The organism is Butyrivibrio sp. (assembly GCF_024699075.1).
The window spans coordinates 21592-27591 of record NZ_JAILQF010000054.1 but is presented as its reverse complement, the minus strand read 5'-3'; the positions used below and the strand labels follow the sequence as shown (position 1 = coordinate 27591).

Sequence of the window (6000 nt, the reverse complement as noted above, 5' to 3'; positions counted from 1 at the left end):
AAGTATTACAAAGAGCATGCTGATGATGAACAGGTAAGAGACATGCTTGAGAAGCGTTTTAAGGAAGGCGGCGAGCAGAGCGTAATTGATGCCTATTATCATCCTTTAAAGACAAGCGATTCAATAGCCCTTTATGGCGGTGACATTTTAAGATTTGTAAGGAATCTGGAAAAAGATCCCGGGCTTATCCGTCAGATGGCGCAGTCTGATACTTCTGCCGAGATGGCAGGTATAGATGAGGATGAGAGAATCTTAGAGATAAGAAGACGTATTGACGTAATCTATAGAACTTTTTCAGAAGCAGATAATAAGATAGACCTTATAACTGACAGAAATGCCGATTATAACAGGCGATTCACTCAGGCTGTAATTCATAATCTTAGAAGTGATAATTCCATAGTCAGTAAGATCGTTCGTATTATGAAGGGTATGGAAGATAATAAGTCATATTCCATGAAGGTTCAGTCAGGGCTTAATGCAGTCAGGTCATCTTTTATTGATGAGAGATCGCTTAGAAGTGATACCTACAGGCCTGAAAAGGAGACTGAGACCAAAATGCTCCTTCGTCCTCATCACAAGAAGGATGAAGATATGACCAGAGACTTTCTTAAGAAGAGTTTTGGCGGTTATACAATGGCTGATGCAAGAAGCTATGTCAAAGAAAAGATGCATGGCAGAAAGCGTATGGAGACAGGTGAGATCATTAAGGAGATGGATTCATTTACAGAGGATGATTATACACTTCTTATTATGGCTTCACTTTACGGCTTTTCTAATGGAGAATACAAGGTACAAAAATCAGGCCGCCATATAGAAGCCGGAGCCTACAGCATACCTGATATGACTTTTACAATTAATGAATCTGGTAAATGATCAGGAAATATATTATTTAAAGAAAACGGAGTTTACTTTTTATGAGTGAATATTTTGATAATAATGACACCTATGAAAATGACGGGCAGATGGAGTTCGATGTTCCCGGTCAGCGCCTTGGTACAAGAGAAAGCGACTTTGAAGACAATGCAGACCGTACAGTAACAGGCCTTTATAACAGACTTAGAAGAGGTGATCAGGACTACTTTAAAAGGGCTGTAAGGCTTCTTCTTACAGGAACATATATACTTCAGATGGACTATGATACTGAAACAGGACTTCTTTCAAGAAATGGTGACTATATATTCATAGAGTCCAATTATGATCTTTTGTATCTGTATTTTGAGATGGGCGGTTTTGAGCTTGTGCATGATAAGGACAATGGCCTTTTTGCCCTTCAAAGCGAGTCTGATGCAGCAAGATTTCATTTCAATCTTAATACTACAAGAATAGCTCTTGCTCTTAGATGTATATACCAAAAGAAATATAGTGATCCATCTACAGGAGATCAGATCACATCTGATGTTGGAGAGGTTGTTCAGTTTCTGAAGGACAATGTAAAAGTAGATATTACCTCCAATAAACAGCAGATGGCCAATGATTTCAAGACTTTTGTGAGCTTCAATATCATTGAAAAGGGTAAGGGAGAATGGAGAGATCCCCAGACTATGTTCAGGATCACGCCTGCGATTCTTCATCTTGTATCTGCAGCTAAAGTTACAGAGCTTTTGGAACTTAAGGATGCTATGGAAGAGGAAGAAGAAATTCAAGGATAAAGCCTTCAGATAAGAAGTTGATGGGAGAAATTTCTAATGATAAGACTTAATAAAGTTTATGTATATAACTGGGGAAAGTTCGATGAACCAACCCTGCTTCCTATAGGAGATGTCACACTTTTATCGGGTGCCAATCAGGCCGGTAAATCTCAGATAATAGATGCTGTAATGATGGTCCTTACAGGCAAGAAGAAGGGAATCTTCAATAAGGCTGCAGATAAGCATTCAGCAAGAAATGTAGAAAAATACCTTTATGGATACTGGGCTTCCAACAATCAGGAGAAGTTCCTTCGTCACGATGGCTTTTTTACAAGCTATGTTATTCTGGAATTTTATAATGATGTAAAGGATACATATTTTTGCGACGGTTTTGTTGCTGACTGTCCTCAGGATCACACAAGGCATACAGAACGCTGGATGTCTTTTTCTGGAAAAGGGATACCTAAGGAGATGTTCGTACTTGATGATATGGCTTTAAATATCAGCGAGCTCAAAAGATTCCTTGGAACCTACGTTGGAGAAGAGAATTACCATTTCTATACAGATACAGAATACAGTAAGTATATAATGGCAGCATACGGACAGATAAGAAGCGAGTATATCTCACTTCTTAAAGCAGCTGTATCCTGCAGTATTGGAGAGAATCTTAATATCGGAAGCTTCATTACTGATTCCATATGTTCAGTTAATGAGAGCGTTGATCTTACTTCGATAAGAAGTACCATTCACGACTATTATGATCTTCGTGACAGAGCACAGTCAAGCCGTAGAAAACTTGAAAAGCTTGAGAAGATAAGAGAAGCATACAGCATCTATCATGAGGACGCTGCTCTTGTTAAGACTCTTGATTATGCTGTTCTTAAAGATGAACAGAAAATACTTGAAAACAGTTGTGAGGCTTCTCAGAATCTCATAGACCAGCTCACAATGGACATAAATCAGGCCAAAGCTATGAATGAGACAAGGAAGGAGAAGCAGAAGCGCCTTCAGGACAAGATAGGTCACGTTCATGAAGAGCTTGGTAAGTCAGACACAGAACAGATCAAGCAGAATCTTCAGAATCAGAAACAGGCAGCAGATGAAAAGCGTAAAGGTTATCTTGATAACCTTGAGAGTCTTCATAAAACAATTACAAGCCGTGCAGGAAGTTGGCTCATGCTTTTGATGGAGACTGAGAATGCCGGATTTACCTGTGATGATGATTACAAAGAGATCCTTAAGAAGGCTCAGAATATTAAAATAGAGGATCTTGCATCTTTTGACGAAAAAGAAGTTGATGAGAAGATAGGAAACCTCTATCAGGAGCTTTCTGCTTATAACGCCTCTTTAAAAGCGCAGTGTCTTGAAATAAGAAATGCGATCAAAGAGCAGGAAGATAAGATAAGTGCTCTTGCAGGTAATAAGAAGCAGTATCCTAAAGAGACTATTCGCCTAAAAGAGCTTTTGGAGCAGGAGCTTTCAAAGAAATATAATAAAGATGTTGAGATACCGATATTTGCTGATCTCCTTGAAATAAGAGATGAAAGCTGGCAGGCAGCTGTTGAAGGCTATCTTGATAATCAGAGATTCGATCTTCTTGTTCCGGAAGAATATTATGACGAGGCATTAAAGATATACAGAACTTCTAAGGATAACCTTCGTGCCTATAAGTCAGGCCTTATAGACGTTGCAAGAATAAGAGAGAACTGGAAGCAAAGTGCGGAGAAAGGTTCGCTTTCTGAAGAACTCATTACGGACAATGAAGATGCAAGGCTTTATGCAGACTATAAGCTTGGATTTATCATAAAGGTAGATAATACTGAAGATCTGTATAAGCATAAATGTTCTATAACCAAAGATCTTCTTATATACAAGGGCTTTGTTACAAGAGGTAAGCAGATAGGCCAGACCTTCTATATTGGTAAAAATGCTCTGATGCAGCAGGAAAATGAAGCAAGAGAGGAACTTTCAAAGCTTACAGAGAAGAAGGATGCCCTTGTTGCAAGCATGTCTGTTATAAAGATGGACAAGATAGAAAAAGGACTTGCAGATAAAGACTTCTTTGATAATGCAGTAAGTCATGTTGATGATATAGAGAAGCTTGAGGCTCAGTCTCTTGAACTTTTAAGACAGATAGGAAGCGTTGATACTACACGTGATGAAGAACTTCACAATGAACTTGCCGGCCTTTCTGCAAGACTTGAAGAGATCACTGAAGAGATAAGAGTTAGCAGTATCGAATGCGGACGAGCTGAGAACAAGATAGAGAGTGAGCAAAGAAAGATTGCAGCTGCAAGAGACGAGATAACAAGTCTTGAAAGTCAGGCACTTGATGGATCAAGGTTTAGCGCGAAGTGGCGCACAGATGTAGGTGATCCATGGATAAGAGAAGACTCAGGTCAGAACAGACGTGGAAGTCTTAAGAAGATCCGTGATGCCCACATAAGGATGAGACAGGATACTCTTGAAGCTCAGACAAGGCATTTTTCAGCTGTCAGAAGATTAAGGGTAGCTTACAATCAGGAGGAAGTAGCAGGCTTTGATCCTGAAAGAGAGTTCGACAACGAAGAGTATGATACAGAATATAAGCGCCTTTCTGAAAGTGGCTTTACAACCTTTGAAGATGAAATAGATAAGGCAGCCAAGAAAGCTACCAATGAGTTTAAGGTAGAATTTATAGGTAAGCTCAAGTCCAATATTCAAAAGGCTCAGGAGCAGATAGATGCTGTAAACGAAGTACTTTCTTCAAAGTGGTTTGGTAATGTTAAGTATAAGCTTATCCATGAGAAGGCAAGAGGCTTTGAACGCTTCTATGATATGTTCATGGATCCCAATCTTGTTAAGGTTGATCCTGATCTTCCGGGATACGGTGGAATATCTATTTTCTCAGGCTTTTTTGAGGAGGCTCATAAGGACGAGCTTGATGAGCTGTTGCAGCTTATCATGGATGAGAAGAATCTTACAACGGAGCAGCGTCTTACAAGAGAGAAGAAGCTTGAAATGTACACAGATTACAGAACATATCTGCGCCTTGATCTGTGCTCCATAGACCACTCAGGATCCAGCAAGTATATGTCTGATGTAATAAGAGATGAGTCAGGATCAGGTATTCAGACTCCTTACTATATCGTTATGTTTGCTGCTATTGCTCAGAAGGTTCGCGCAGCTCAGGGTGAGAATACACTTAGAGTTGTAATTCTTGATGAAGCATTTAACAAGATGGATGAAAGTAAGATTGCAGCATCAATTGAGCTTCTAAAGAGCTTTGATCTCCAGCCTATTTTCTGCTGCGTACCTGAAAAGGTTAAGGTTATAGCTCCTAAAGCTGATATAACCAATATCGTAATGATGTACACCGATAAGAGCAGTTATGTAGAGCACTTCCTTGACGGAGAGGCACTTACACGTATCGCAGAAACAGCCTGAAAAGGTGCCTTCTAATAGCTTGGAAATTCAAACTTCGCACATATAAATTCGGTAATTTCTTGCGATTTTAAATCTTGGGAAGTTAACAAAGGGTTTCCTCATCTTAAAAATCTTATAATTCAAGGCTTAATATCTGGAATATTATATTCCGGGGTCCGAAACTCGCTTCGCTCGGACATGCGGACCCCAAGAAGAATATAAAATTCCATCTATCAAGCTCTTGAATTTAATAAGATTTCTAAAGAGCTCGAAAATCCTTTATTAACTTCCCGAGATATTAAAATCGCAAGGATCCTAGAATGTTTATTATGTGCGAAGATTGAGTTAGAAATTTAATATATGAAAATAAACATTAACCTTGAATTGTTAAAAGCATGAATTAATTGTAATTTGAACTAATAATAGATGGGTAAAATGCCGATATGATATATGCATGTAAAAAGGATCTGAATAGTCTAAAAGCCTTTTAAAGTGTTCTAGGCTTACCTGTTTACATGACTTATAGAACTGAGCGACATAATTTAAGAGCTATCAGTTATGTCACGAAAACTAATAATTTTAGGAGGTGGATATGACTAAAGCAGAACCAGTTGATAAGAACTTATCTCCGGAGGAGACAAAAGATGTCGTATCCAGAGGGCACGTTTACAACATGCCATTCGAGGTTAATCAGTATGTATATATGATTACCGGCGGAAGAGCACTCAAGGTTGTTGTAACAGATATTGGAGTTGGATCCATCCAGCTTAACGGCCAGTGGTATACCTGGGAAGAGATGGAGAATAAAGGCGGAGTATATGAGGCAGAATTCGATGCTCTTACAGCTATTGCCCAGATGGGCTAATACATATACTGCCTTAAAGCCTGTGCTCTTTAACTGACGCTTTAATTATAAAGAGTATGGTCAAACCACCTTGACGCTGTTTTTATGTGGCTATATAATTAA

Annotated in this window: 4 protein-coding genes; all 4 read left to right on the top strand. The window is 39.0% G+C overall.

The window, feature by feature from the left end; all coding sequences use genetic code 11:
• A partial coding sequence (locus tag K6G87_RS01915; RefSeq protein WP_296833127.1) for a Wadjet anti-phage system protein JetA family protein occupies positions 1 to 873 on the top strand: 873 nt, incomplete at its 5' end.
• Between the two features lie 41 nt (positions 874 to 914).
• Positions 915 to 1649, top strand: coding sequence for a DUF4194 domain-containing protein (locus tag K6G87_RS01910; protein WP_296833125.1), 735 nt, complete (start codon positions 915 to 917; stop codon positions 1647 to 1649).
• A gap of 36 nt (positions 1650 to 1685) precedes the next feature.
• Complete coding sequence (locus K6G87_RS01905; protein WP_296833123.1) at positions 1686 to 5054, top strand: ATP-binding protein; 3369 nt, start codon at positions 1686 to 1688, stop codon at positions 5052 to 5054.
• A 571-nt stretch (positions 5055 to 5625) separates the two neighbouring features.
• Positions 5626 to 5898 (top strand): hypothetical protein, encoded by a 273-nt coding sequence (locus K6G87_RS01900; protein ID WP_296833121.1) that lies wholly within the window; start codon positions 5626 to 5628, stop codon positions 5896 to 5898.
• Positions 5899 to 6000 lie beyond the last annotated feature (102 nt).